Origin of the sequence: uncultured Senegalimassilia sp., from assembly GCF_934636665.1 — a bacterium.
Taxonomy (GTDB): domain Bacteria; phylum Actinomycetota; class Coriobacteriia; order Coriobacteriales; family Eggerthellaceae; genus Senegalimassilia.
This window is the reverse complement of sequence record NZ_CAKUAT010000022.1, coordinates 1-24,937: the sequence shown is the minus strand read 5'-3', so window position 1 is coordinate 24,937 and position 24,937 is coordinate 1. Positions and strand designations below refer to the sequence as shown.

The 24,937-nt window shown below is 63.0% G+C and carries 20 protein-coding genes, 1 rRNA gene and 1 riboswitch; of the genes, 9 read left to right on the top strand and 12 right to left on the bottom strand.

Going from position 1 to position 24,937, the window contains the following annotated elements; genetic code table 11:
- The first annotated feature begins 31 nt into the window (after positions 1 to 31).
- Positions 32 to 448 (top strand): MGMT family protein, encoded by a 417-nt coding sequence (locus Q0G75_RS08585; protein ID WP_365911061.1) that lies wholly within the window; start codon positions 32 to 34, stop codon positions 446 to 448.
- A gap of 48 nt (positions 449 to 496) precedes the next feature.
- On the opposite strand, the gene Q0G75_RS08580 is transcribed toward Q0G75_RS08585, so the two are convergent.
- The 3 genes from Q0G75_RS08580 to Q0G75_RS08570 form a co-directional block, all read right to left on the bottom strand.
- Positions 497 to 2,236 (bottom strand): NAD(P)/FAD-dependent oxidoreductase, encoded by a 1,740-nt coding sequence (locus Q0G75_RS08580; protein ID WP_294416713.1) that lies wholly within the window; start codon positions 2,234 to 2,236, stop codon positions 497 to 499.
- Between the two features lie 13 nt (positions 2,237 to 2,249).
- The gene (locus tag Q0G75_RS08575; RefSeq protein ID WP_294416714.1) at positions 2,250 to 3,812 is read right to left on the bottom strand and encodes an aminoacetone oxidase family FAD-binding enzyme; all 1,563 of its coding nucleotides are present in this window, start codon (positions 3,810 to 3,812) and stop codon (positions 2,250 to 2,252) included.
- 304 nt (positions 3,813 to 4,116) lie between these two features.
- Complete coding sequence (locus Q0G75_RS08570) at positions 4,117 to 5,556, bottom strand: sodium:alanine symporter family protein (protein WP_294416716.1); 1,440 nt, start codon at positions 5,554 to 5,556, stop codon at positions 4,117 to 4,119.
- A gap of 252 nt (positions 5,557 to 5,808) precedes the next feature.
- A riboswitch (FMN riboswitch) is annotated at positions 5,809 to 5,991 on the top strand.
- A 157-nt stretch (positions 5,992 to 6,148) separates the two neighbouring features.
- Here Q0G75_RS08570 and Q0G75_RS08565 point away from each other — a divergent pair.
- From Q0G75_RS08565 to Q0G75_RS08550, 4 genes are all read left to right on the top strand, one after another.
- A complete protein-coding gene (locus Q0G75_RS08565; RefSeq protein WP_294416717.1) occupies positions 6,149 to 6,739 on the top strand; it encodes an ECF transporter S component in 591 nt (196 codons plus the stop codon).
- Positions 6,740 to 7,019: 280 nt separating this feature from the next.
- Positions 7,020 to 8,909 carry an energy-coupling factor transporter ATPase gene (locus tag Q0G75_RS08560; RefSeq protein WP_294416722.1) on the top strand — a complete coding sequence of 630 codons (1,890 nt, stop codon included), beginning with the start codon at positions 7,020 to 7,022 and terminating at the stop codon, positions 8,907 to 8,909.
- Positions 8,906 to 9,706 (top strand): energy-coupling factor transporter transmembrane protein EcfT, encoded by an 801-nt coding sequence (locus tag Q0G75_RS08555; RefSeq protein WP_294416724.1) that lies wholly within the window; start codon positions 8,906 to 8,908, stop codon positions 9,704 to 9,706. The genes Q0G75_RS08560 and Q0G75_RS08555 overlap by 4 nt, the downstream gene beginning before the upstream one ends.
- 29 nt (positions 9,707 to 9,735) lie before the next feature.
- Positions 9,736 to 10,146: a pyridoxamine 5'-phosphate oxidase family protein gene (locus tag Q0G75_RS08550; protein ID WP_114621244.1), complete on the top strand. Its 411-nt coding sequence runs from the start codon at positions 9,736 to 9,738 to the stop codon at positions 10,144 to 10,146.
- Between the two features lie 262 nt (positions 10,147 to 10,408).
- Here Q0G75_RS08550 and Q0G75_RS08545 read toward each other — a convergent pair whose 3' ends face one another.
- A complete protein-coding gene (locus Q0G75_RS08545; RefSeq protein ID WP_042437046.1) occupies positions 10,409 to 10,729 on the bottom strand; it encodes a DUF1292 domain-containing protein in 321 nt (106 codons plus the stop codon).
- 239 nt (positions 10,730 to 10,968) lie between these two features.
- Here Q0G75_RS08545 and Q0G75_RS08540 point away from each other — a divergent pair, with 239 nt between their 5' ends.
- Positions 10,969 to 11,247, top strand: a complete 279-nt coding sequence (locus Q0G75_RS08540) for a hypothetical protein (protein WP_042437048.1) — start codon at positions 10,969 to 10,971, stop codon at positions 11,245 to 11,247.
- 153 nt (positions 11,248 to 11,400) lie between these two features.
- Here the strand turns inward: Q0G75_RS08540 and secD are convergent, their stop codons facing one another.
- The 3 genes from secD to Q0G75_RS08525 form a co-directional block, all read right to left on the bottom strand.
- Positions 11,401 to 14,001 carry a protein translocase subunit SecD gene (gene secD, locus Q0G75_RS08535; protein WP_294416727.1) on the bottom strand — a complete coding sequence of 867 codons (2,601 nt, stop codon included), beginning with the start codon at positions 13,999 to 14,001 and terminating at the stop codon, positions 11,401 to 11,403.
- A gap of 158 nt (positions 14,002 to 14,159) precedes the next feature.
- The gene (gene tgt / locus Q0G75_RS08530; protein WP_294416728.1) at positions 14,160 to 15,305 is read right to left on the bottom strand and encodes a tRNA guanosine(34) transglycosylase Tgt; all 1,146 of its coding nucleotides are present in this window, start codon (positions 15,303 to 15,305) and stop codon (positions 14,160 to 14,162) included.
- Positions 15,306 to 15,308: 3 nt separating this feature from the next.
- A complete protein-coding gene (locus Q0G75_RS08525; RefSeq protein ID WP_294416729.1) occupies positions 15,309 to 16,211 on the bottom strand; it encodes an HAD family hydrolase in 903 nt (300 codons plus the stop codon).
- A gap of 112 nt (positions 16,212 to 16,323) precedes the next feature.
- Here Q0G75_RS08525 and Q0G75_RS08520 point away from each other — a divergent pair, with 112 nt between their 5' ends.
- Positions 16,324 to 17,250: an epoxyqueuosine reductase QueH gene (locus Q0G75_RS08520; RefSeq protein WP_294416731.1), complete on the top strand. Its 927-nt coding sequence runs from the start codon at positions 16,324 to 16,326 to the stop codon at positions 17,248 to 17,250.
- A 286-nt stretch (positions 17,251 to 17,536) separates the two neighbouring features.
- On the opposite strand, the gene queA is transcribed toward Q0G75_RS08520, so the two are convergent.
- Both queA and ychF read right to left on the bottom strand, forming a co-directional pair.
- Positions 17,537 to 18,679, bottom strand: coding sequence for a tRNA preQ1(34) S-adenosylmethionine ribosyltransferase-isomerase QueA (gene queA / locus Q0G75_RS08515; RefSeq protein ID WP_294416733.1), 1,143 nt, complete (start codon positions 18,677 to 18,679; stop codon positions 17,537 to 17,539).
- Positions 18,680 to 19,012: 333 nt separating this feature from the next.
- Positions 19,013 to 20,077, bottom strand: coding sequence for a redox-regulated ATPase YchF (gene ychF, locus Q0G75_RS08510; protein ID WP_114621250.1), 1,065 nt, complete (start codon positions 20,075 to 20,077; stop codon positions 19,013 to 19,015).
- Between the two features lie 239 nt (positions 20,078 to 20,316).
- Here ychF and rbr point away from each other — a divergent pair, with 239 nt between their 5' ends.
- Positions 20,317 to 20,853 carry a rubrerythrin gene (rbr, locus tag Q0G75_RS08505; protein ID WP_042437063.1) on the top strand — a complete coding sequence of 179 codons (537 nt, stop codon included), beginning with the start codon at positions 20,317 to 20,319 and terminating at the stop codon, positions 20,851 to 20,853.
- 267 nt (positions 20,854 to 21,120) lie between these two features.
- Here the strand turns inward: rbr and Q0G75_RS08500 are convergent, their stop codons facing one another.
- Positions 21,121 to 22,176, bottom strand: a complete 1,056-nt coding sequence (locus Q0G75_RS08500; RefSeq protein ID WP_294416734.1) for a branched-chain amino acid aminotransferase — start codon at positions 22,174 to 22,176, stop codon at positions 21,121 to 21,123.
- Positions 22,177 to 22,261: 85 nt separating this feature from the next.
- Here Q0G75_RS08500 and Q0G75_RS08495 point away from each other — a divergent pair, with 85 nt between their 5' ends.
- Positions 22,262 to 22,453: a hypothetical protein gene (locus Q0G75_RS08495; protein WP_294416735.1), complete on the top strand. Its 192-nt coding sequence runs from the start codon at positions 22,262 to 22,264 to the stop codon at positions 22,451 to 22,453.
- Positions 22,454 to 22,803: 350 nt separating this feature from the next.
- On the opposite strand, the gene Q0G75_RS08490 is transcribed toward Q0G75_RS08495, so the two are convergent.
- Positions 22,804 to 24,186, bottom strand: coding sequence for a sodium-dependent transporter (locus Q0G75_RS08490; protein ID WP_294416738.1), 1,383 nt, complete (start codon positions 24,184 to 24,186; stop codon positions 22,804 to 22,806).
- A 644-nt stretch (positions 24,187 to 24,830) separates the two neighbouring features.
- Positions 24,831 to 24,937, bottom strand: a 5S ribosomal RNA gene (gene rrf, locus Q0G75_RS08485); the annotation flags it as partial.

The following is a 24,937-nucleotide window of genomic DNA, read 5'->3' as shown; positions in this document are numbered from 1 at the left end:
ATGGCCGCATCGTTTGATTGGAAGGCGAAGCATGGGCGAATTCAATGACAGGGTGTATGAGACGGTTCGGCGAGTGCCACGTGGGAAGGTTGTTTCGTATGGGCAGGTGGCACGGCTGATCGGGCAACCTCGCAAGGCGCGGTTCGTCGGGTATGCCATGCACAGAAACCCCGATCCGTGGGGTTGCGCGGCTCAGACGGGGATTCCTTGTCATCGCGTGGTGTTTAAAGATGGCTCGCTTGCGCCGGGCTTTGCGTTCGGCGGGCCTGAGGAGCAACGAGCGCGACTTGCCGCGGAGGACGTGACGTTTTTGGACGATGGGCGCGTCGACATGCGGCTCTGCCAGTGGGATGGCAGGGATATTGGGGATGCGACCGGCGGCGAAGCGGCCGAGGAGCCGACTGCGCCGCCGGTCGATTTCGATTGGGACGCTGAGCTGGGCGAATGAGCAGTTGGTTTTGATGCGGCTTTCGTGGCGGCTTTCGCGACCGCTTTCCTATTCAGGCCGCAGGCTTTCCACCAGGGCGCTGGCTACGCGAAGGCCGTCGCAGGCGGCGGACATGATACCGCCAGCATAGCCCGCACCTTCGCCGCAAGGATAGAGGCCTGTTTCGGGCTCGAGCGCGGCAGCATCGGCAGGCGCCACGGCCAGCTGGGCCTGCATGTTCTTTCCGCGCACGATTCGCACGGGGCTTGAGCTGCGGGTTTCCACGCCGGTGAGCACCGCCTGCGGATCGGCGAAGCCGTGCAAGCGGCGGTCGAGCTGCGGAAGGGCCTGCTCCATGGCGCGCGCTACGAACGGAGGGAGGCACTCGTGCAGGTCGCACCATGCGACGCCGCGCGCGTAGGTGGGCTTCACCTGCTTGCTCGGGCTGCCGGCGCGATGCGTCAGGAAGTCGCCGACGGTTTGCGCGGGCGCCTGATACGGTTCGCCGCCGGCGGCGATGGCGGTTCGGTAGGCTGTCTGCTCCATCTCGCGCTGCAGCTTGATGCCCGCAAGCGGGTCTTCGCCGTCGAAATCCTCGGGGCCCACGCCGACCAGCAGCGCGCTGTTGGCGTTTTGCCCATCGCGCGCGAAACGGCTCATGCCGTTGACCACCACGCCTTCCGGCTCGCTGGCGGCGCACACCACTTCCCCACCTGGGCACATGCAGAACGTGTACACGCCGCGGCCCTGCTCTTCGCCCTTTTGCGGGCGCAGATGCATCGACAGCTTGTAATCGGCGGCGCCGAGCGCCGGGTGATCAGCGGCCTTCCCGTATTGCGAGCGGTTGATGAGCTGCTGGGGATGCTCGATGCGCACGCCCACGGAGAACGGTTTCTGCTCCATATGCACACCCGCGTCGCGCACGAGCTCGAACGTGTCGCGAGCGGAATGGCCGCACGCCAGCACGACGTGGCTTGCGGGGATCAGCTCGACGGTGGGTTCGGATTGGGTGGCAAATCTGGTGATTTCGGCTTGGGTTAGGCGGCCGCTTTCGAAATGCAGGGATGTGAGCTGGGTGTTGAAGCGCACTTCGCCGCCGGCTTGCTCGATCTGCTTGCGGATGTTGCGCACGATATCCACGAGCAAATCGGTGCCGATGTGAGGTTTTGCCTGCCACAGGATCTCCTCGGGCGCTCCGGCTTCCACGAACAGGTGCAGGACGTGCTGCGCCCAGGGGCTTTTGATGTTCGTGGTCAGCTTGCCGTCCGAGAACGTTCCCGCCCCACCTTCGCCGTACTGGATGTTGGTGTGCGGATCGAGCGACTCGCCGGCGTTGAAGGCGTCGACCGCCGCCATGCGCTCGTCGACCGCCGCGCCGCGCTCGACCACGAGCGGGCGCAGACCGGCGCGCGCCAGGTAGAGCGCGCAAAACAGGCCGGCCGGGCCGGTGCCCACCACGATGGGGCGGGGTTCGTCCTGCGCCTGGCGCGAAGCGCCGACCTGCGGGACCCGCAGCGGCTCGTAAGGCCGATGCGCTTTCACGTTCGCTGCGCCTTTGCGGTGCGCCGCTGCCTCGATTGCCACAGCTTCGGCCTTGGCGCCGCCTGCCATCTCCACACCAAGCGTTGCCACGAAGTGCACGTCGTGCTTTTTGCGCGCGTCGACGCTGCGTTTAAGCAGGCGGATTTCGGTTATATCGTTCGGCGGGATATTGAGCGCTCGGGCTGCGGCGCGACGCACGAGCTTTTCAGCTTGCTTGCCTTCGAGCCCGGCATCGAGCGGAAGGGCGAGGTTTGAGATCTCAAGCATGGTTTCCTCCGGGCTATCGATTGCGATGACGGGCATTGCGGGCAGCGTTCCCGCCACGCTGGTTGCGGGTTTTGCTGCGTTCGCCCCTGTGCGAGGGGCGCGGTTTTCCCGCGCGAAAAGAGGAGCGGCAGGTGCCAGCGCTGGCGGGAGCATGCGAACCACCGGAGCGTGACGCAGCCTGCGAGCGAGAATCGCGGCCCGAGGGAGGGTTCAGATTACCGGTGCAAGACGGTGACCGCCTGCCAATCGGACGCGGCTTTGCGCCCGCGCGGGAGCCGTCACGCTCAACGCCTTCCCCACCTGCAATGCGATCAGCTGCGGCGCGGCCGGCGAGCATGCCGCTTGACCAGGCCCAATGCAGGTTGAAGCCGCCGCAGGGCGCGTCGACGTCGAGCGCCTCTCCCGTGACGAACAGGCCCGGCACGTCAAGCGCTTCGCAGGTAGCGGGGTTGAATCGCTCCACAGGGAAGCCGCCGCGGCGCACCTGGCATTGGCGCTCGTCGCCGATGCCCTCCGCCGCCAAGCGCATGCCCTTAAGCATGTCGCAAAGCTGGGGAATCATCTCTTGTGTAAATCGGTCACCGGTACGCAAACCCGTCTGGCGCAGCGCCGCGGCGGACACCGCGGGCAGCAGCAGGCCCTCGAGGAAGCGATCAAGCGTAAGCTCGCTGCCCAGCAGCTTCTGCATCCGCTTGCGGCGCGTCATCATGAAGCGCTCCATGTCGTCCGAGGGGATGTCGGGCAGGAAGTCGACGACTAGGTCGTCGCCGGGCTGTGCAAAACGCGACAGGTTGAACACCGACACGCCGGAGACTCCGTAGTCGCGGAAGAGCAGTTCGCCGCGCTCGCTTGCGACGCGGCGCCCACCTCGTTCGAGATGCACGGTGCCGCGCACGCGGATGTTGTTGAGCTGTCGGGTGAGCTTGGCGCCTTGCGCGTCAACGCGCAAAGGCCCCAAAACGGGCTGCATATCCGAACAAGCCAGCGGCTTTGGCAGCTGAATGCCGCTTGCCGCACGCCCGCCAACGGCCACAATGACCGCAGCCGCATGCGCAATCGTCTTGTCGGCGAAGCGGATATTGAAACAGCCCACGCCACCCAGAGTTGGCGCGTCCACGCGCAAGGCGTGCTTGTCGGTTTGCACGTCGACGCCCAGCTCGGCAGCGGTGGATCGCAGCACGTCCAGCACGCTGGTAGCTTTGTTCGCCATGGGATACAAGCGCCCCTCCGACTCCTCACGCGTCACAAGGCCCATGTCGGCGAAACGTTCGAGCACGGGGTTCGCCTCAAGGGTTCGCACACTAGTTGCGCCTCGCTCCGTGGCGTAAGCGCTTTGCAGGTGCATAAGAGCATGCCCCACAAAAGCCTGATTGCGGTACGCGTCAGCGCTGATGCAAGCGTTTGAGATGTTGCAACGGCCGTTGCCGGTTGCCAGGATGGAGCGGCCGATGCGCTCGGGGTCGGCCTCGAACAGGGCCACATGCGCCACAGCGCCCGCTTGGCGCAACGCAAGCGATGCTTCCACAGCCGCCATCAGGCCCGATGCGCCGCCGCCTATGATTGCGATAGTTTCCATACCCGCCATTATAAGGCGAAGGCCACACGCCGGCGCTGGGCAAGCCCGCGCTTCAAGGGATGCCCGCATTGCGCGCGCACCCTCACGTGCCACCGCAAAAGCCCCCTGAAAGAAGAAAGCCGGCCGCAAAAGCGACCGGCTTTCAAATCATTTCCAACGTGAACAGGTGCCTGTCCCCTGTTCACCCTGTTCGCATAAGGGCGGAAAACTCACCGAGGCGGAAGCACGCAGGTTTGCAGCCCAACGTGAACAGGTGCCAACGTGAACAGGAACCTATCCCCTGTTCACGCGCAGGACCGCTCCCCTACGCCTTCTTGCGGGTGAACACGCTTTTCTCGGGCAGCTCGTGGATGTCCGCACGCAGCTCTTCGTCGATGTTGCCGTCGTAGACGTAATGCTGCGTCTCCTTGCCCACCATGCCGGCGCACAGCAGCACCATGAAGATGTTGGGTAGCGCCATAAGCGCGTTGGAGATATCAGTGGCCGTCCAGGCCACGTCGCCGACACCCACGCCGCCCAAAAAGCCCATGCAGATGTAAAAGCCCAGGTACAGCGGCACCCAGCGGCGGCCGAACAGGTACAGGGTGACGCGTTCGCCGTAGTAGCTCCAGCCGATGATGGTGGAATAGGCGAAGCACAGGATGCCCAGCATGAGGATGGGCGCGCCCACATAGGGGATGGTGGCGAACACGGCGTTGGCGAGCGTGGCGCCGTTGGTGACGCCGGCATCCTGGATGAGCGTGGGGTGGGCGCACAGCGACGAGACGATGACCAAGGCGGTCACGAAGCAGATGACCACCGTGCACCAAAACGGGCCGGTCATGGATACGAGCGCCTGGCGCGCAGGGTTTTTCGACTCAGCGGCAGCGCTGATAAGCGGGGCCGTGCCCAGGCCCGCCTCGTTGGAGAACAGGCCGCGCGCGCAGCCGAACTGCAGCGCCACGATGATGCCGCTGCCCACCGCACCGCCAAAGGCCGCGCGAGGGGTGAAGGCACATTCGAAGATCAACCTGAACGACTCGCCAATGAACGCCCAGTTGCAAACGAGGATATAGGCGCAGCCCAAGATGTACGCGACGCCCATGATGGGCACGAGCTTCTCGCAGATGTTGGAGATGGTTCCCAAACCGCCCATGATGATGAGCAGGGCGCTACCGCACACGATTGCGGCGACGATCCAAGGCTCCACGCCGAAGTTCGCCTGCGCAACCGAGGTGATGGCGCTGGTCTGCACGGCCGATCCGACTCCGAAGATGGTGAGGCACGCCATGACGGCGAACCAGATGGCCATGAACTTCGCCCACCACGGCACGGTGCCGTCAGGGCGCTTGTAGCGCTGCTCCCACACGTGCATGGCGCCGCCCATCATGTGACCTTGGCGGTCCTTCACGCGGTACTTCATGGCAGCGTAGACCTCGGTGTACTTCGTTGCCATGCCCAGAATGCCGGTAAGCCACATCCACAGCACCGCGCCCGGGCCGCCGGAGAGCACCGCCGTGGCCACTCCGACGATGGAGCCCGTTCCCAGCGTGGAGGCAAGCGAGGTGGCCATGGCGCCGAAGTTGCTGACGTCGCCTTGGGCGCCGTTATCTTTCGTGATGGAAAGCTTGAGAGCCAAGGGCAGTTTGCGCTGGATGCCCTTGGTGCGGATGGTGGTGTAGATATGACAGCCCAGCAGCAAGATGATCATAGGCGGCCCCCAAACGGCGGCGTCTATGCTGTCGAGAACTTCGATGTAGTTCATGCAAAACCTCGTAGCCTTAAAGATAAACCCCCTCTCGGGGCGCGAACGGCTTATTATAGAGCCGCCGATGCCGCGGACCGCTAAAGTCTCGGCGAAAAAGCGGATTGCGTAGCACTTCGGTAGGGAAACAAGCCCCTCCAAGCTGATTTCCTATAACTATTCGCTATATGTTCGCACCCCAAAACGCGGAAAACATCCATAGCCCAAACGGTTGCGAAGCCATGGCGGCGCAGCTAAACTAGGTGCCATTGAATTCTGTTTCAGGGCGAGGTGGAAATCCTCACTGGCGGTAACCGGATACGCGCGGCGGCAAGCCGCAGCCAAGCCGGAAGTCCGCGACCCTGTGCGTCAAGCGGCGGCAAGCCGTATACACGCAAGGCTGACCTGGTGCAAATCCAGGACCAACGGTCAAAGTCCGGATGGAAGAGGCAGAGTTCGCGAAACGCACCGCACGGCACAGCATTGCCGGGCGGGAAGCTGTTGAGCGAATACAAGCCCGTATGGAAGGAATTCATACGGGCTTGTCTCTTTTTTCGCGAGGCTTGAGAGCAAAACCCGTGGGAAGAAGGCTTCGCGGGAAGAAGGTTCATCCATGTCTCAGGCAACCGCTGCAAATGCAACCATCAAGAACACGAACCGCTGGTCGACGCGCCAGCTGGTCACCATGGCGCTCATGTGCGCCATCGCCGCGCTGCTGTCGTTCGTGCAAATCCCCATCCTGCCCGCAGCGCCGTTTCTGACCTACGATCCCTCGCTCATGCCCGCCATGGTGTGCGGCTTCGCCTTCGGCCCGGGCGCCGGCTTCGCCGTGGGCACCGTCGCCGCCATCATCCACAGCCTGATGCTCGGCGAATGGGTCGGCGGCCTCATGAACATCTGCGCCACGTTGTTCTTCGTGGTGCCCGCCGCCGCCATCTACGCCCGCAAGCACACGTTCGCCGGTGCCATCATCGGTCTGCTGGTCGGCTGCGTGGTCGCCACCGTCGGCGCCGTCGCCGCGAACCTGACCATCGGCGTGTGGTTCTGGTACGGCAGCGCCGACGTCATCATGCCGCTCATCCTGCCCGCAGTGCTCCCGTTCAACCTGATCAAGACCGTGCTGAATAGCGCGCTGACCCTGCTGGTGTACAAGGCCGTCTCCAACCTGATCACCCCGAAGAAGGACCAGGTCAAGGGCCTCTAGGCAACCGCATTCCCGACCGTGCCGCCCCAGCGCGGCACGGTCCCGCCGACAAGCAGGAGTACCCCGCTTGTCGGCGGGACCGTATGACGGGATAGCGGGAATCGGCGCGGTAGCCCGCCTTTCGCAAGAGCAGGCGCCCGAACCCGGGCGAAGGGCTGCAGCCCGGATAGACGCGCCGGTCTACTGGAGCCACCCCGCTTGAGGCTCGCTGCGGCTCCGTTTCGCATCCCACAAAACGCAACGTAATTCGCCGATTCATGAAAGGATCGTAAAGCGAATCATGATAGATGTTCAAAACGTCCGCTTCACCTACGACGGCGCGAACTTCGCCCTTGACGGCGTGAGCCTGCATGTACGCAAGGGCGAGTTCCTGTGCATCTTGGGCGGCAACGGCAGCGGCAAGTCGACGCTGGCCAAACACTTGAACGCCCTGCTCATCCCCGACGAGGGCACCGCGAAGGTGCAGGACATGCCCACCGCGGACGCCGACTGCACGTACCGCATCCGCGAGACGGTGGGCATGGTGTTCCAAAACCCCGACGACCAGCTGGTGGTCTCGCTCGTGGAAGACGACGTGGCCTTCGGCCCCGAGAATCTGGGTATCCCCACCGATGAGCTGCGCGAACGCGTGACGCAGGCGCTTGAGGACGTGGGGCTTTCGGGCTTCGAACGCCATGAGACGCACGCCCTGTCCGGCGGACAGAAACAGCGCGTCGCCATCGCCGGCGTGCTGGCCATGAACCCTGAGGTGCTCGTGCTCGACGAGGCTTCCGCCATGCTCGACCCCCGCGGCCGAGCAGGCCTTATGCGCGTGTGCCATGAGCTGCACGAGCGCGGGATGACCATCGTGATGATCACGCATTATATGGAAGAGGCGGCGCAGGCCGACCGCGTGGTAGTAATGGAGCGCGGTCACGTGGCGCTCGAGGGCACGCCTGACGAGGTGCTCGTTCAGGCACGCGCGCTGGCGCACCTGAACCTTGACGTGCCGTTCGCGGCCCGCTTGTCGCTGGATCTGCGCGATGCGGGCATGGCCGTGCAGCCCACCGTGGACGCCGGAAAGCTGGCGCGCGAGGTCCTGGCGCTTGGCGAGGCCGCCGGCGTATGCACCGCGGCCGGCACAAGCGCGGAATCGCCCGACTCGACCGACGCCGACGTCGACTTCCCCACCTGCGAGGGCGACGCAGATGCCCCAGCGCTCATCGAATTTCAAGACGTCAGCTTCACCTACGACGCGGCAGAAGCAAAACGGCAGCGCAAGCGCAAGCAGGCCCCTGCCGCCCGCCAGGCAAAATGGGGCAACAGCCCCGACAGCCTGTGGGCCGTGCGCGACGTCTCGCTTCAGGTGCGCCGCGGCGAGTTCCTCGGCGTTGCCGGGCATACCGGCAGCGGCAAATCGACGCTCATCCAGCATATGAACGGCATCTTGAAGCCCACCTCAGGGCGCGTGCTCATCGACGGCACTGACATCGCCTCGAAGGGCGCCGAGTCGAAGGTGCGCGGATCGATCGGCGTGGTGTTCCAATATCCCGAGCACCAGCTGTTCGCCGAAACCGTGTACAAGGACGTGGCCTTCGGGCCGCGCAACCTGGGGCTTTCGGGCGAAGAGGTTGATGCGCTCGTGCGCAGCTCGCTCGAGCGCGTAGGTCTTTCCTTCGACGAGCTGGCCGAAAAGAGCCCGTTCGAGCTTTCGGGCGGCCAGCAGCGCCGCGTGGCGTTCGCCGGCGTGCTTGCCATGGACCCGCAGGTGCTCGTACTCGACGAACCAGCGGCGGGCCTGGACCCCGCCAGCAAGCGCTCCTTCCTGCAGATGATCGCCCGCCTGCATGACCAGGGCCTCACCGTGGTCATGGTGTCCCACTGCATGGACGACCTTGCCGCCATGTGCGACCGCGTGGCCGTCATGAACGAAGGGCGCCTGCTGGGCGTCGGCGCACCCGAGCGCCTGTTCCTGCACGCGCGCAAGCTCAAGGAAGTGGGCTTGGGAACCACCGAGCCGCAGGCGTTCGCGGAAGCGCTGCGCGCAGGCGGATGGGCCCTTGAGCAAGGGAAACTGTATACGGAGAAGGACTTGGCAGGGATGATCGCTGCGGCTTGCGGCGCGGGCAGCGGCAACGCCGGCGATGCCGCCCCTTCCCCAGCCGGCTCTGAAGGCCAGGTGGTCGAATGAACCCGGGCTTTTCCTTCGGCAGCTACGTTTCCGGCACCAGCTGCGTGCATCGGCTCGACCCGCGCACGAAGCTCATAGCAGGTTGCGTGTTCATCGTGGTGCTGCTGTGCGCAAAAAGCGCCGCGGCCCTGGCCGTATGTGCAGCGTTCACGGCACTGTGCTACGCGCTGGCACAGATCCCGCCGAGCAAGGCAGCGCGGTCGTTGGCACCGCTTATGGCCATCGTGGTCATCGTGGCGGTGCTGAACCTGTTCGTCACGCAAGGCGGCCAGGTGCTCGTCGACTGGGGCATCCTTCGCATCAGCGAGGCGGGCGTGCAAACCTGCCTGTTCATGGGCGCCCGCCTGACCATCATGATGCTGGGAATGAGCCTGATCACCCTAACCACCATGACCATCGACCTGACTGAGGCGTTCGAATGGGTGCTCAAGCCCTTCGCCCGCTTCGGCGTGCCCGCCCACGAGCTGGGCATGATCATGGGCATCGCGCTGCGCTTCATGCCGCAGTTCGCCAACGAGCTTGCCGTGGTCTACCACGCTCAGGTCAGCCGCGGCGCCCGCCTGTCAAACAGCCCCGCACGCGGCGTGCGCATGCTCACTTCGCTCATGGTACCCTTGTTCACCAGCGTGTTCCGTCACGCCGAAACGCTTTCAGCGGCCATGGACGCGCGCTGCTACCACGGCGGCGAAGGACGCACGCACCTGCATCCGCTTCGCTTCGCCCCGCGCGACGCCGCAGCCGCCGCCTTCATGGCCGTTTTGGCCGGCTGCGTCGCAGCCATCGGCTACTTGCTTTAACCGACCGGTTCCAAGACTAGGAGGATCACATGACCGGCAACGAGACCATCCTGCAGTATCTGACGAACGTCCCCGCGTGGTACCTGGCCACCAGCGTGAACGACCAGCCCCACGTGCGCCCGTTCAGCTTCGCCGCCGAGCAGGACGGCAAGATCTGGTTCGTCACCGCCACTACCAAGGACGTGTGGGAGGAGCTGCAGCAGAACCAGAAGTTCGAGGCATCCAGCTGGTGGCCCGGCCATGGCTGGCTGATCCTTCGCGGTAAGGCCGGCCTTGAGGACAAGGCGAACGCCGACATGCGCTACGCCGGTTACGCGCACCTGTGCAGCCTTGGCGAGAGCTACGACGGTCCCGATGACCCCACGCTGGTGTTCTTCAGCGTCGAGGAGCCCGAGGCGTGGATCTGCAACCACGAGGAGTGGAAGCCGATCGAGCTGTAGGGACGCCGCAAACCTGACCAGGCGCGGTAAAAAACAGTTTTGCGCTCGCGACGGCTCGCCGCGCAAACAGGCTTCGCAAAGCTGCAAATCAAGCGAAACAAGAAGGGCACGGCTCAAAAGCCGTGCCCTTCTCTGTGAATACGTAACAACGAACCGCAAGCTTTGCCTTCGCATAGTTTTGCGGACCGAGAGGTGCCGCAAGTTCCGCTTTTGCAAAATACAACGTTAGCACGAACGCGTAACGCTCACGGATACGTAGCGCCTACTCGAAGTCGTACAGGTCCTTGGCAGCCTGCTTGAAGTCCTCGTAGACTTCCTGAGCGATAGCCTGATCCTCGACCAACTCGAACGCGGCGGGCTGGCCGTCCTCGTCAAGCTCGGTTACCTCAAGCGGGATGATCTCGCCCGAGCTGCAAGCCGGGCTATCCTCGGTGACCGGGAAGAAGAAGCCGTAGCGACGACCCTCGTGCAGGATCAAACCAAGGAACTCAAGGTCGATCTGATCGCCCTTCTCGTCCTGGAACGTGAGGGTGATGCCCTCCTCGGTGGGCGGACAGAAATTCGGGGCGCTTCCTTCGCGCATGGCAACTCCTTCAAACATGGCCGACATTGCTTGCAGCCGATTCCTCCATAGCCTGCGTGCATGGATTCACGCGATTTCCTCAGCGTATCACAATAGGTTGCGATGCGCTCGATGACCTCCCGCAATCTATCCGACTGCTATACTACTAGACAGCGAAACAACGGCGCGAACCCCTGCTTGCGAAGAGCATTATCGCAGGACAAACGCCATTCAGGTTACCTGTGCAAGGAGGATCGAACATGTTCCCGATGATGGATCCCGAGAAGATGAAACCCATGGAAGAAGACGAAGCCGTGAAGAAGATGGCCAACATCGGCGCCATCATGGAAGGCGCCGGCGCCAGCTTCGGCGAGGAGGATATGAGGCTGTTCCGCGATGCCTTCGCCGGCACCAGCTCCATCGAAGAGCAGATGGAAGCCATCATCTCCCGCTACAGCAGCCTTGGCGAGGATGACGAGGAAGAGGACGATGACGACGACGGTGAGATCCGTCTGAGCGACCTGGACTTCGGCTTCTAATCTCGACGAGCCGACACGCGTCTTCGGGCGCTTACCAGTCCGATCAAGTTAAGCCTGCCTCTGATCGCATTTTGCGATCAGAGGCAGGCTTTTAGTATGTATGGAAAGAAACGGGCCGCCCGTTTCCGAGCGGCCCGAGTCAGCTAGCCGATGTTAGCCTTGAACCTTCTTGCGCTTCTTCTTGGAGCGGTTTTGTGCCTTGGCAGGCTTGCTCGCAGCCTGCTGGCCCTGCGAAGCAGCGGGCTCCGCGGCGGGCGCGTCCTGGCCGGCACCATCCGCTACCGCATCCGCGGCAGCGCCGGCAGCAGCAGCTGCGGTGGCGGCAGCGGCCTGCGGCAGTCGGTTCAGGAACCAACGCTGGATGTCCGTGCCGTACTTCTTCTGCAGCTTCGCGAACTGCGGCTCGCGCGTCTTCCACATCACGTAGATGGGCGTTGCGATGGCGTAGGACGAGTAGCAGCCGCACACCAGGCCCACGGTCATGGCCAGGGCGAAGTCGCGCAGCGTCTCGCCGCCGAAGATGAGCATGGCCGCAACCGGGATAAGCGAGGTGATGGAGGTGTTGAGCGAACGCACCAGAACCTCGTTGACGGAGTGGTTCGCCATGGTGGCGAACGTGCACTTCGGCGAATCGCCCTTCATGTTCTCGTTGATGCGATGGAACACGACCACCGTGTCGTACAGCGAGTAGCCCAGGATGGTGAGCAGCGCCGCGATGGTGTTCGGCGTGACCTCGCGGCCCACGAGCACGTACACGCCCAGCACGATGACCAGGTCATGCAGCAAGGCGATAACCGCCGACACACCCATCTTCGGATCGCGGAAGCGCGCCGAGATGTAGGCGATGATGAGCAGCAGCGACACGAAGAACGCGATGCAAGAGCTCTGGATGACGCTGGTGCCCCAGTCCGGGCCGATGGTGGTTACCTCGAAGCTTTCCGCATCCCAGCCGAACTGGTCGGCAACCTTGTTGGCCGCCGCGGCAGCGCTTTCCGCCGACGTATCGGTGGTGCGCACGAGGAAGCCAGCCTGACCATCGGAGTCGGTGGTCTGTACCACAGCATCAGGCTCACCGGCATCGGCGAAGGCGGAGCGTACCTGCTCGGTGGTCACGTCGTTGCCGCCCTGATGGAACGTCACCGAGGTGCCACCCACGAACTCGATGCCGAAGTTCACGCCGCGCACGCCGACGAGCGCCACGACCAGCACGACCGCCACGGCCGCGATGGACAGGAACACCTTACGGTAACCCAGCAGGTTGATGTCGAGCTTGATGAAGCGGCCACGCACGTCATGACGCGAGGAAGCAGGCTTCTCGCCCTGGAAGTACGGGGCGGCCTCCTTGCAATCCTTCACGCCCCAGAAGCCGGGGTGCTTGGCGATGCACTTCGGCGCCAGCAGGCGGATGATGGGCGCCTTGAACAGCAGCATCATGACGATGTCGCAGATGATGCCGAGCGCCAGCGTCAGGCCGAAGCCCTTGACCGAGGCGCTTGCTAGGAAGAACAGCGTGAGCGCCGAGACCATGGTGACCAGGTCGGCGTCGATGGACGTGAGGATGCCATGGCGCACGCCGGTGACGGAGGCCGCGCGGACGCTGCGGCCCATGCGGATCTCCTCGCGGAAGCGCTCAAGCGTGAGGATGGAGGAGTCCGCCGCCATGCCGATGGTCAGCACGACGCCGGCGATGCCGGCCATGGACAGGCTGAACAGGCCGAAATGCGACAGTAGCGCCAGAATGCCCAGGTACAGCACGGCGAACACGGCCATGGCGGCAGCGGTGATCAGGCCCAGACCCTGGTAGAACACCAGCAGGTACAGCATGACCAGCGCAAGGCCGATAGCGGCCACCAGCACGCCGGAGGTCAGCGCATCCTGGCCGAGCGTCGGGCCGACCACCTGGGATTGCGCGTACTCGAAGCTCACGGGCAGCGAGCCGGACTCGAGCACCGTCTCCATAGAGGAGGCGGCTTCCTTGTCGTAACCGCCGGTGATGGACACCTGACCGCCGGTAATCTCGGACTGCACGGCAGGCGCGGACTGAACTTCGCCGTCAAGGATGATGACGATCTTGCCCTTGGTGCTTGCCAGGTCCTTCGTGGCGTCGGCGAACGCCTTCGTACCCTCGGAATCAAGGGAGATGTTGACCGAATAGTCGGTGCCGGTCTCGGAGGCGCGGCCGATGTCGACCTTTGTGATGTTGCTACCGGTGATGAGCGGCGTGTACGTGCCCTCCTCCACCGTCAGATGCTCGGTCTTGCCGGAAGGCAGCGTGTTGCCAAAGTCGTCGGTGATGGTACCGCTGGAACCGTACTGGCCGTTCTCGATCTTGGTTTTGGCGTCCTCATCGGTAAACGAATCCAGGCGGGCGAACTCCAACTTGCCGGTTTTGCCGATGGTGGACAGCGCCGTTTCCGTATCGGAAAGGCCGGGGATCTGCACGAGGATCTGGTCGGAGCCCTGCAGCTGCACCACTGCCTCAGAGGCGCCGAGCGCGTTGACGCGCTGCTCGATGATGGCGCGCGACTTCTCCATGTCCTCGGAGGTCACGGCGTCGCCATCGGTGCTTTTCGCCGACAGCACCACCGAAAGGCCACCCTGGATGTCCAGGCCCTGGTTGATCTTGTCCTGCGGAGGGGTGAACATGAAGATGGACCCCAGCACCAGGACGGTGGTCAGCACCAACAGCCATACGTTGCGGCGGTTGGCGTTGCCGCCCTTCTTCTTGGCCTTGGCGTTTTGCGCTTTCGCCATGCGAGCTTCTCCTAGCCTTGTAAACCACAGGACGGCCCCGTCGGGCCGTCCCTTTTCGCGGCGGCAAGCGCCGCCATATATACCCTAACTCTCGCATTTTCCCACAATCAAGGAGAATGCGAAAGCACCAAGCGGAGGCAATCCGCCCGAGCCCTATATTAGTAGTCCTTAGCGGCCGGGCTGTTCATCCATTCCTCGTAGAACTGCTCATACTCGCCCGCCAACACGGCCTCGCGAGCGCGGCGCATGAGGTCGAGCAGGAAGTGCAGGTTGTGCACCGACAGCAGGATGGCACCGAGCATCTCATTCTGCTTCACCAAGTGGCGCAGATAGGCTCGCGTGTAGTTCTGGCACGTCGGGCAGGTGCAGCTGTGGTCGAGCGGCGTGAAGTCGCGCGTGTACTTCGCGTTGCGCATGTTCATACGGCCCGTGCTGGAGAACGCCGTGCCCATGCGCGCGGTGCGGGTGGGCAGCACGCAGTCGAACATGTCGACGCCCTCGCGCACGGCGCGCACGAGCGTGGTGGGGTTGCCCACGCCCATCAGGTAACGCGGACGGTCCTCGGGCAACGCGCGAGCCACCTGGCCGAGCGTCTCGAACATGGTCTCGTGGTCTTCGCCCACCGAATAGCCGCCGATGCCGAAGCCGCCGAAGCGGCGACCGCCCGCAGCCAGGCTCTCGTCCTCGATCTCACGCAGACGACGGATGCTCTCCAGGCGCAGGTCGAGCTCCATGCCGCCCTGAACGATGCCGAACAGCGTCTGATCGGGGCGCTTGTGCGCCGCCAGGCAGCGGCGCGCCCAATTCGCCGACAGGTCCACCGCGTTGGCCACGAAGCTGCGCTCGGCCGGGTACGGCGTGCACTGGTCAAGCTGCATGGCGATGTCGGCGCCGATCTGCTCTTGGATGCGCATATTGGACTCGGGCGTCCAGCGCACATAGCTTCCGTCGTAGATGCTGCGGAAGGTCAGGCCGTCGGCGTCGAGCTTGAGCGTGTCAGCCAGAGAGAACACCTGGAATCCGCCCGAGTCGGTGAGCATGGGGCCGTCGTAGTTCATAAACTTGTGCACACCGCCGGCCTCTTCCACCAAGTCGGCGCCGGGGCGCATGGACAGGTGGTAGGTGTTCGCAAGCACCACCTGGCTGTTCAGCTGGTGAAGCTGATCGACCGTGATGCCCTTGACCGTGGCCGATGTGCCGACGGGCATGAACATGGGGGTATGGAAGGTGCCGTGCGCGGTTTCGTACGAAAGCGCGCGGGCATGGCCGCAAGTAGCCTCGATGGTGCAGTCGAACAGAGCCATGGGCTAATCCTCCATCCCGTTGATGACGAAATCGGTGCCGCCGGAGCGACCCGCCTCCTCGAGCGTTTTCGCGCCGCCGGCCTGGCCGTCGGCGATGCCGTTTGCCGCAAGCACGCGCTCGCCCGCCGCCGCCGGCACGATGGCGTCGCTGATGCCCTGCGCGGGATCGGCGCATTCGGGAAGAGCCTCCACCCAGTCCGCGAACTTCTCCATAGAACCATGACGCACGCTGAACACCTCGAAGCCGACGGGGTCGATCAGGAAATCGGTGACCAGGAAGCCCTCGCAGCCAAGCTGGCATGCGGCCAGGTCCTCCTTGGTGTTGTTGCCGACCATGAGCACATCACGGCCTTCAACGCCCGCAGCGGCAAGGTTCTCCGCATAGTAGTCGGGCTTAGGCTTGACGGCGGTGGAGTTCTCGAACGTGGTGATGCGCGAGAACACCGCCGGGTCGATGCCGGCCCAGCGCAGGCGCCACTCCACGGCGCGGCGAGGGAACATCGGCATGGTGGCGAGCACGAGCGGATAGCCCTTGGCGGCAAGCGCCTCGATGGCGCGCGCGACGGCGGGGTTCGGCTCCACGTCGGCGCCCAGTTCGCCGAACTCGTTCTCGTAGAAGTCGCCGATGGCGGCCTGCAGCGCATCGGCGGTGAGCCCCTCGGGCATATCGATGCAGGCCAGGAACTCGGGCCAGAACGACTCGGCGTTCGCATGGCCTGAATCGTTGGTGGCCATGGCGGTGATGCCGCGTTTCATGCCGGCCATGAACTGATCGGGGGCGATGCCAAGGCGCGCGACGTACCCGCCGAGGGCGCGGAAGTAGCTCTTCATGAAGACGTCGACGTCCATGGGCAGCAGCGTGCCGTCAAGATCGAAGAAGACGGCGCGGAAGGTTCGTTTCTCCATATATCATGCCTTTCTGCAGATTGCCGCAGGTGGGGATAGTTTTTGCCTGCGTGGTAGTATAGGGGAAGCGCCGCGCCGGCGGCGAAATGCCCATCGAAAAAGGAGTTCGCGAATGAAGTTGTTGCTGCATGCGTGCTGCGGGCCGTGCTCGCTCGAGCCGACGCGCCTGTTGAAGGCCGCGGGGCACGACATCACCATTTACTACGCGAACTCGAACATCCACCCCGCCGAGGAATACGAGCACCGGCTGGCAACGCTGCGCGCGTGGGCCGCGGATGCGGGGTTCGAGGTGCTGGAAGGCCCGTACGACCCGGCCACGTGGGAAGCATGTGCCGGCCGCATCGGAGACGCCGCGATCGCCGAAGTCGAGCAGACGCGCGCGGAGACTGGCGCGGAAGGCGAATGCAGGGGCGAAATCGAGGGTTACAACGAAGCCTCTGACAACCGGTGTAAGACGGTTACCGACACAAATCACGGGGCTGTTTTCCCTGCTGGCGCTACCCTTTCCACACGTACCGCGAGCAACACTGCACCACGCGCCGCCGTGCTGTCGGTCGACCCTGCACGCAGGGAGGCTCGCTGCCGTGCCTGCTATCGCCTTCGCCTTGAGGAAACCGCACGGGTAGCCGCGGAACGCGGCTTCGAGGGCATCGGCACCACGCTGTCGGTGAGCCCCTACCAATATACGCAGGTCATCCGCGAGGAAGTGGAGCGCGCAGCGGCGCAAGCCGGAGTCGTGCCCGTGTTCGAGGACTTCCGACCCTACTACGACGAGGCCACGCGCGAGAGCCGCGAACTGGGAATGTACCGGCAGAACTTCTGCGGCTGCCGCATCAGCGATCTGGAAGCAGCCGCCGAGCGCACCGAGCGCAAGGAGCAGCGCGCCGCCGCAAAAGCCGCCGAACGCGCGGCCCACGCCGACGAGCGCGCCGCCGAGGAAGCCGCACGCCAAGCCCACAAAGCCGAGCGCGCAGCCTACGACAAGAAGCAGGCACGCAAGCGCGCCATCCTAAAAGCTCTGCGCGAACAGGGGAAATAGAGGCTAGGCTCCACCTGCCCGATAGATACGCCCACCCCCGCTGACACACTGCACCTGCAAACGCAGAACAGCGGGCGAAGAGCTTGCGCCTGCGTCCCAAAGCAAAGAACCCGACACCCTCACTCGGTTTCCGCATCGCGCTTCGCCCCGAGCAAATAAGAACGCCTTCCGTTTCTCGTTGTCCGAGGAACGGAAGGCGTTCGATCAAGCCCCTGTGCCTTTGCACACGACGCGGATTTCGGACGCGTAAGACCCTTTCGCTAACCTCTTCCCTCTTAAGCGAATGCTAGCGGATGAACATGGCGTCGCCGAACGACAGCATGCGGTAGCGCTCCTCGATGGCATGCTGATAGGCGTTCATGATGTTCTCACGGGTGCTGAACGCGCTGACCAGCATCATGAGCGTGCTGCGCGGCACGTGGAAGTTCGTGACCAGGGCATCCACCACGTGGAACGTGCTGCCCGGCAGCAGATACAGGCTGGTGGCGTCGCGGTCGCGCGCGGTGATGGCGCCGGCCCCGTTGTCGGCCGACGGATCCCAGGCGCTTTCCAAACTGCGCACGCTGGTGGTGCCCACGGCGATCACGCGGCCGCCGTTGGCGTGCGTGCGATTGATGGCGTCGACCGTCTTCTGCGGCACGGTGTAGAACTCGGTGTGCATCTTATGGGCCAGCGGGTCCTCCTCGTCCACGATGCGGAACGTGTCAAGGCCCACCTCAAGCTCGACGGTTTCCCAATCGATGCCCTTCTCGCGCAGGCGCTCGATCAGCTCGGGCGTGAAATGCAGACCCGCCGTAGGTGCCGCCGCCGAGCTTTCGCGACGGGAATACACCGTTTGGTACAGCTCCTCATCGCCAGCGTAATGCTTGATGTAGGGCGGCAGCGGCGTATGCCCCACCGCATGAAGCGCCTCGTCAAGCGAGGGGTACGTGGTGGTCAGGCGCGCCACGCGCTCGCCGCGCTGGGCGCCTTCGGCCCAGTCGACGATCTCGGCGGACAGCGCAACGTTGCCTTCGCCGTCCGTGAAATCCACCACCGCGCCGCTGCCGGGCTTCAAACGCTTGCCCGGACGCACGAGTACCTCCCAGATAGCCTGCTGGTTTTCACCGGGAACAGGCTGGCCGGGGATATGGGGCACGCCCGCATACGGCTGCGCCTTCGAGCCCACAAGCTGGCGAAGCAGGAACACCTCGGACTGCCCGCCCGTGCCGCGTTTCGCGCCAAGCAGGCGCGCGGGCAACACGCGCGTTTCGTTCGCCACCAGCAGATCGCCGGGCTCAAGATAGTCGATGATATCGCGGAAGATGCGGTCCTCGATCGCGCCGGTTTCGCGGTCCATGACCAGCATGCGGCACGCATCGCGCACCGCCGCCGGCTCCTGCGCGATAAGCTCCTGGGGAAGATCGTAATCGAAATCGCTCGTTTTCATCGAGATGCTCCTTGTCGCACGCCCGGCACGTTGCGCCGGGCATATAAAAGGCCGCGCCGAGCGCAGCCGAATAGCTTTCGAACAGGCAGATTATACGCCAGCCAGATGGTTTTTCGCGCATGTGCGAAAAGTCCGCATGCACCACTCAGCAAACGGGCCGCGATTCGCTCCGGAGAAGCTGCTGCACAATCGCGCATCCTGAAGCAGCAACACGTGCGGAGCACCCCTCCTTCGCCGGCACCGCCGCTGTTGCGACACGAAAGCACGCGGGGCGAACCCGGTTTTCCGGATTCGCCCCGTGAAGTTCGCTAATTCGCCGTTTGACCAGGCATTTTAAACGTTGAACTTGAAGTGCATGACGTCGCCGTCCTGCACCACGTACTCCTTGCCTTCCTGGCGCAGCTTGCCGGCATTACGGCAGCCCAGCTCACCGCCCAGCTCCACGTAGTCGGAATACGAAGCGGTTTCGGCCTTGATGAAGCCGCGCTCGAAATCGGAGTGGATGACACCGGCGGCCTGCGGGGCCTTCGCGCCGATAGGGATGGTCCAAGCGCGCGTTTCCGTTTCGCCGCTGGTGAAATAGCTCTGCAAGCCCAGCAGCTTGTAAGCGCTGCGCACCAGGCGCGCCAGGCCGGACTCCTCAAGGCCCATGGCCTCCAGGTACTCCTTCGCCTCGGCGGGATCAAGCTCGGCCAGGTCGGCCTCGACCTTTGCGGAAATCGGCACCGGCTGGCAGCCGTCGATCTCGGCCAAGTCGGCGTCGAGCGCGTCCTCGTCCACGTTGGCGATGTAGAGGATGGGCTTCATGGTGAGCAGGTGCAGGTCGTAGATGGCAGCCTGCTCGTCCTCGTCCAGGTTCAACGTGCGGGCGCGATGGCCTTCGTTCAAGCCCTCGAGCACCTTCTTCGCAACCTCGAGCTTCTTCACACCGGCCTTGTCGCGCTTCGCTTCCTTCTCCAGACGCGGGATGGCCTTGTCAAGCGTGCCCATGTCGGCCAGAATCAGCTCGGTCTTGATGGTTTCAACGTCCGAGCTAGGGTTCACACGGCCGTCGACGTGCACGACATCCGGGTCGCTGAAGAAGCGCACGACTTCGCAGATGGCATCGGTTTCGCGGATGTTCGCGAGGAACTGGTTGCCCAGACCTTCGCCCTGGCTGGCACCCGCCACCAGACCGGCGATGTCGACGAACTCGACCGTTGCGGGGACGATCTTGGCAGGGTGGTCGATCTCGGCCAGCTTCTCCAGGCGATCGTCGGGAACGGGAACGATGCCGACGTTGGGCTCGATGGTGGCGAAGGGGTAGTTGGCTGCCAAACCGCCCTTGTTCGTGAGGGCCGTGAACAGCGTGGACTTGCCCACATTGGGCAGGCCCACGATACCGATGGAAAGCGACATGCTGAAACTTCCTTAACTAGTGAATACACGTGCTTTCAATGATACCGCAAACAACGCCCCAACGCGATGCCCCGCCGAATGCACGCCCAAACCGCCCAGAGGACCCCCTTGCAACAGTTGTGTCACAAAGCGGCGCAAACGATTGCGCCGCCGCGCGTTTGCCCATACCATCGATAGATGGAAACCAAAGGCACCGCGCGCACGGGCGCTGCGGGCCATCACAGCGAGAGGGGTTTCTCATGAGCAAGTACGAAGGAACGCAAACCGAGAAGAACCTGCAGGCCGCCTTCGCCGGCGAGTCGCAGGCAACCAACAAGTACACCTATTTCGCATCGGTGGCGAAGAAGGAAGGCTTCGAGCAGATCGCCGAAATCTTCCGCAAGACGTCGGCAAACGAGCAGTACCACGCCAAGATGTGGCTGCGCGAGCTTCAGGGCATCGGCTCCACGGCGGAGAACCTGGAGGACGCCGCAAACGGCGAGAACTTCGAGTGGACCGACATGTACGAGGGCTTCGCGAAGACCGCCGAGGAGGAAGGCTTCCCCGAGCTGGCCGAGAAGTTCCGCCAGGTCGGCGCCATCGAGAAGCATCACGAGGAGCGCTACCGCGCGCTGCTGCACAATGTCGAAACCGCTCAGGTGTTCGAGAAGAGCGAGGTCAAGGTGTGGGAATGCCGCAACTGCGGTCACATCGTCGTAGGCACCAAGGCCCCCGACGTTTGCCCCGTCTGCAACCACCCGCAGGCATACTTCGAGATCAACGCCGAGAATTACTAGGGAGCAAGCGCTTAACGCCAACGACGAGAAGAGCCGCCCTTGAGGGCGGCTCTTCTTAGCAACACCGGCACCCATCTGAACCGGGAAAACAGCCCCGAAAGAACATCAAGAGGGTCGCAAACAGCCGTTTGCGACCCTCTTGGGATACGCGAAGGATAAGTTGCACAAGGACTTTTGTCCCGCACAATCCCGCCGAACGCAAAAACGGGGAAAGCAGGAGCTCCTGCTTTCCCCGCTATCGTTTGCATCAAGCCATACGGCTAACGACTAGTCGACATCGATCTTGCAGACCCAGCCGTGCTTGTCTTCCAGGTTGCCATCCTGAATGCCGGTAAGGGTCTCGCGCAGCTGCTTCATGACCGGGCCGATCTCGGTGCAGCCAGCCGGGAAGACGACCTCCTGGTCGGCGCCGTTGACCTTGTTGTCGATCTGACCGACCGGGCTGATGACGGCCGCGGTGCCGCACAGACCGCATTCCACGAACTCGCCGCCAGCGACCTCTTCCCACGTGACATAGCGCTCGTCGACGGTCATGCCCAGGTCCTGGGCAACCTGCACCAGGCTGCGACGGGTGATGGAAGGCAGGATGGAATCAGTATGGGACTTCGGCACCACCAGCGTGCCGTCCTGCTTCACGAACAGCACGTTGGCACCGCCGGTCTCCTCGATGTAGGTACGGCTTTGCGAATCCAGGTAGATGTTCTCAGCGTAGCCGTTGCGGTGCGCCTCCATGGTCGGGCGCAGCGACATGGCGTAGTTCAAACCAGCCTTGATGTTGCCGGTGCCGTGCGGTGCGGCGCGGTCATACTCGGACACGCGCAGCTTAATCGGCTTCAGGCCGCCCTTGAAGTACGGGCCGACGGGCGTGACCAGGATGCGGAACGTGTACTCGGGAGCCGGAGCCACGCCGATGACCTCGCCGGAGCCGATCATGAACGGGCGCACGTACAGCGTGGCGCCGGAACCAAACGGCGGCACCCATGCTGCGTTCGCCTTCACAACTTCCTTAACGGCCTCGACGAAGCGATCCTTCGGGAAGCCCGGCATCTCAAGACGCTCAGCGGAATCGAACATGCGGCTTGCATTCATGTCCGGACGGAAGCAAACGATGGAGCCCTCTTCGGTGGTGTAAGCCTTCAGACCCTCGAACACTTCCTGGCAATAATGGAAAATGCCGGCGCACTCGGAAAGATGCAGGTCGTGGTCGGTGGTCAAACCACCCTCGTCCCACTCGCCATCCTTCCAATGAGCTTCGTAGCTGTAGTCGGTCTGATGGTAGCCGAAATCAAGGCTGCCCCAGTCAAGATCCTTCTTCTCGACCATCGTGATGCTCCTTCGTGAAAGGGCGTTGCGCGCCCAACGTGCAAATAACGCTTGCCGAATACCTTACACCCAAAGCAGAGGGAAAATGGGGAACATCCGGCCCTACGGCAAGCCGAAAGGACGCAACCACGTAGGAATTTACCTGTTCGAAACAATCGGCGAGCAGGTCTTCTCGGCAAGCGCGGACTGCATTGAAAACGCTGTGATCGGGCAATCGATGCAGCGCCACCCCTTTCTTGTCACAGGAAGAAGAATCGTCGCGTTCAGCCGCCCATAACGCAACTCTCAACCTGAAGCATGCCCGAAGGGACCGCGCCGGCCAACCCTCGCCACTAAGGCGAAGCTTTGTACGCCACCGCACAACCACCCGTTTCTCTTCACCCAAGAAGCCCATAGCACGCAGCGAAGACACCATCGCGGGCAAGCAAGAACCATGGCCCTGGAATTGCACACGCCATTAGGCAGACCGGTACGACCCCAGGCGAGAAACACACTCTCAAGCAAAAGGGTCGCCGACCGACGTCGACGACCCTTCAACAGGCACCCTATCCATCTTGCGACGCTTGATACGCCACCATCGCATGGTTCACGAACCGCGAATCGCAACCGAAAAGAGGAAGTTTCTCGCTACATGCTGAACAAACCGAACTGCGCAGCCACATAAGCAACCAAGATAACCACCAGCAGCACAGGCGCTATGAACTTCACCATGACGGTGAACATCTTCTCCGCCTTGAACGGACCAGAGGATTTCACCTCGTCGATGATCGCCTTAGGCTTGATGATCCAACCGACGAACACGCAAGCCATCAACGCGGCCAGCGGCATCATCACGGAGTTGGAGATGAAGTCCAAGAAGTCCAGGATGGTGCTGCCCGGTCCCAGCGGCTCGATGAAGGCCAGCTGGCAATAGCCCATGTTCACGATCATGGCCATCACGAAAATGAATACCATGGAAGTAATAAGCGCCTTCTTACGCGTGATATGCGCAGAATCCTGAACGATGGACACGCAGGTTTCCGTAAGCGAGATCGAGCTGGTCAATGCCGCGAACACCACCAACAGGAAGAACAGGAAGCCCATGATCGAGGCGATGCCGCCCATCTGGTCGAACACGGTCGGCAAGATCACGAACATCAGCGACGGGCCGGACTTCGAGGCAACGGCCTCGGCAGAACCCATAGCCACGAAGGCAGCAGGCACAATCATCAAACCAGCCAGGAAGGCATAGCCAGTATCGAAGAGCTCGATACGGCGCACGGACTGCTCAAGATTGTCAGACTTCTGCATGTAGGAGCCATACGTGATCATGATGCCCATTGCCAGCGACAGGCTGTAGAACATCTGACCAAGTGCGGCAATGACCAGCTCAACGCTGAACTTGCTGAAGTCAGGCGTCAGATAATATGCCAAGCCATCAATTGCACCGGGGAGCGTGAGCTCGTAAATGCAGATACCGGCCGTCATCACCAGCAGCACAGGCATAAGGATGCGATTTGCGCGCTCGATGCCGTTCTTCACGCCCAGCGCCACAATAGCGAACACGATCAGCAGGAAGGCAATAGCCCAGATGAAGCTCTCGCCGCCACCGCCGATGAAGTTGGTGAAGTACGTACCGCCATCAGCAAGCGCCGCAGAGCCATCGATAAGGTACGCACCAGCGTACTTGAGTACCCAACCACCGATGATGCAGTAATACGGCACGATAATGAACGGAATCGCAGAAGTAAAAATGCCAATGAAGGCGTATTTCTTTCCGAAAGACTTAAAGGCACCAAGCGCACTCTGCCCGGTTTTGCGACCAAGCGCCGCCTCAAGCATCATCAACGTGAAGCCGAACGTGACAACCAGCACCACATAGGTGATAAGGAACACGCCGCCGCCATACTTCGCAGCCAGATACGGAAAACGCCACAGATTTCCCAATCCGATAGCCGAAGCCGCAGCAGCCAAAATAAACGCCCACTTGCCCGACCAGGACGCACGTGCGCCCCCTGAATTACCAGACATGAAAATCTCCCATCTTTACGATGGCGCTATCCTGCGAACATGCCGTAAACGGTCCAAATCTGTTTACGATTCCAGGCTAGAAAAGACTTGCCGTAAAGCAGATTCAACTACCGTCTTCGGCAGGTCCGCATCGGACCTTACAGGCACGGAACGTACGAGCCAATATCAACGACTCGTACAATCCCCGACACCCGCATTGCGCCAATGAACTGTATATAGCTTTGAGATTATAGTCCTCAAAAGCGCTTTCAGTGACCAATAAAAATCCGAATCGGGAAGCGGCACATAACGAAAGAAAGCCGGCCTCCGACCACCCATCGCACAGATATAGCCATCGGAAGCACCAGGGCTGATTACACGGAGCGCATACAGCGCAGAACCGAGCAGGCGCGCAGCGCCCGAACGAAGGACCGATCCGGCAGGGACGCCCCTCCGGGTGGGCCCCCGGCACCGCGATCGGCGGATGTCGCGCATGCGCCGCCGTCGGCCGAGCCATCCAGGAGCGGAGATCGGCCTTCGGAGGCGCGCCGCCATATCGGCGCATGCCGACGTTGTCGACGCCGCCGCCCTCAAAATACAGGGAGGCCCGCAGGGGGCGATCCCCCCGCGGGCCTCTCTCGGCGCGCATAGAAAAGCGCCCTCCGCGAGCACGACGCCCTGCCCTCCCGCAGCCTTGCGCTGCAGTACTCTCGGCGAAGGCGGGCTTAACTGCCGGGTTCGGGATGGGACCGGGTGATCCCCGCCTCTGTGG

What these genes read in the sequence shown, in the direction of transcription:
- queA (WP_294416733.1), bottom strand. Translation starts at nt 18,679, where the DNA reads ATGAAAACGAGCGATTTCGATTACGATCTTCCCCAGGAGCTTATCGCG.
- Q0G75_RS08555 (WP_294416724.1), top strand. Translation starts at nt 8,906, where the DNA reads ATGAACCCGGGCTTTTCCTTCGGCAGCTACGTTTCCGGCACCAGCTGC.
- Q0G75_RS08565 (WP_294416717.1), top strand. Translation starts at nt 6,149, where the DNA reads ATGTCTCAGGCAACCGCTGCAAATGCAACCATCAAGAACACGAACCGC.
- Q0G75_RS08550 (WP_114621244.1), top strand. Translation starts at nt 9,736, where the DNA reads ATGACCGGCAACGAGACCATCCTGCAGTATCTGACGAACGTCCCCGCG.
- Q0G75_RS08570 (WP_294416716.1), bottom strand. Translation starts at nt 5,556, where the DNA reads ATGAACTACATCGAAGTTCTCGACAGCATAGACGCCGCCGTTTGGGGG.
- tgt (WP_294416728.1), bottom strand. Translation starts at nt 15,305, where the DNA reads ATGGCTCTGTTCGACTGCACCATCGAGGCTACTTGCGGCCATGCCCGC.
- Q0G75_RS08525 (WP_294416729.1), bottom strand. Translation starts at nt 16,211, where the DNA reads ATGGAGAAACGAACCTTCCGCGCCGTCTTCTTCGATCTTGACGGCACG.
- Q0G75_RS08575 (WP_294416714.1), bottom strand. Translation starts at nt 3,812, where the DNA reads ATGGAAACTATCGCAATCATAGGCGGCGGCGCATCGGGCCTGATGGCG.
- Q0G75_RS08585 (WP_365911061.1), top strand. Translation starts at nt 32, where the DNA reads ATGGGCGAATTCAATGACAGGGTGTATGAGACGGTTCGGCGAGTGCCA.
- Q0G75_RS08490 (WP_294416738.1), bottom strand. Translation starts at nt 24,186, where the DNA reads ATGTCTGGTAATTCAGGGGGCGCACGTGCGTCCTGGTCGGGCAAGTGG.
- secD (WP_294416727.1), bottom strand. Translation starts at nt 14,001, where the DNA reads ATGGCGAAAGCGCAAAACGCCAAGGCCAAGAAGAAGGGCGGCAACGCC.
- Q0G75_RS08520 (WP_294416731.1), top strand. Translation starts at nt 16,324, where the DNA reads ATGAAGTTGTTGCTGCATGCGTGCTGCGGGCCGTGCTCGCTCGAGCCG.
- Q0G75_RS08495 (WP_294416735.1), top strand. Translation starts at nt 22,262, where the DNA reads ATGGGGAACATCCGGCCCTACGGCAAGCCGAAAGGACGCAACCACGTA.
- rbr (WP_042437063.1), top strand. Translation starts at nt 20,317, where the DNA reads ATGAGCAAGTACGAAGGAACGCAAACCGAGAAGAACCTGCAGGCCGCC.
- Q0G75_RS08545 (WP_042437046.1), bottom strand. Translation starts at nt 10,729, where the DNA reads ATGCGCGAAGGAAGCGCCCCGAATTTCTGTCCGCCCACCGAGGAGGGC.
- Q0G75_RS08500 (WP_294416734.1), bottom strand. Translation starts at nt 22,176, where the DNA reads ATGGTCGAGAAGAAGGATCTTGACTGGGGCAGCCTTGATTTCGGCTAC.
- Q0G75_RS08540 (WP_042437048.1), top strand. Translation starts at nt 10,969, where the DNA reads ATGTTCCCGATGATGGATCCCGAGAAGATGAAACCCATGGAAGAAGAC.
- ychF (WP_114621250.1), bottom strand. Translation starts at nt 20,077, where the DNA reads ATGTCGCTTTCCATCGGTATCGTGGGCCTGCCCAATGTGGGCAAGTCC.
- Q0G75_RS08580 (WP_294416713.1), bottom strand. Translation starts at nt 2,236, where the DNA reads ATGCTTGAGATCTCAAACCTCGCCCTTCCGCTCGATGCCGGGCTCGAA.
- Q0G75_RS08560 (WP_294416722.1), top strand. Translation starts at nt 7,020, where the DNA reads ATGATAGATGTTCAAAACGTCCGCTTCACCTACGACGGCGCGAACTTC.